The organism is Pantoea sp. ANP04 (genome assembly GCF_041982285.1).
Lineage (GTDB): Bacteria > Pseudomonadota > Gammaproteobacteria > Enterobacterales > Enterobacteriaceae > Pantoea > Pantoea eucalypti.
In genome coordinates this window covers 1-580 of sequence record NZ_JAUTYS010000106.1, presented here as the reverse complement: position 1 = coordinate 580, position 580 = coordinate 1, and the positions used below count along the sequence as shown (strand labels likewise).

1 pseudogene is annotated in these 580 nt (G+C 64.0%); it reads left to right on the top strand.

Features of this window, described 5'->3' with window-relative positions:
- A pseudogene (locus tag Q7C21_RS22575) lies at positions 1-580 on the top strand (RNA polymerase-associated protein RapA); the annotation flags it as partial.

The following is a 580-nucleotide window of genomic DNA, read 5'->3' as shown; positions in this document are numbered from 1 at the left end:
TACCTGGAAACCAGCCCGCAAGAGCGCCTGTTCCAGTGGTATCACGAAGCCCTGAACGCCTTCCTCAACACCTGCCCGACCGGCAACGCCTTGCAGCACCAGTTCGGCCCGCGCCTGCTGCCGCTGCTGGAAAACGCCGACGACGGCGAGTGGCAAGCCCTGATCGACGAAGCCCGTGGCGAACGCGAGCGCCTGGAAGCCGAATTGCATACCGGCCGCGACCGCCTGCTGGAGCTCAACTCCGGCGGCGCCGGTGAAGGCGATGCGCTGGTGGAAGCGATCCTCGAACAGGACGACCAGTTCGCCCTGCCGATCTACATGGAGACCCTGTTCGACGCCTTCGGCATCGACAGCGAGGACCATTCGGAAAACGCCCTTATCCTCAAGCCCAGCGAGAAGATGCTCGATGCCAGCTTCCCCCTGGGCGACGACGAAGGCGTGACCATCACCTACGACCGCAACCAGGCGCTGTCCCGCGAAGACATGCAGTTCATCACCTGGGAGCACCCGATGGTGCAGGGCGGCATGGATCTGGTGCTGTCCGGTTCCATGGGCAACACCGCTGTGGCGCTGATCAAGA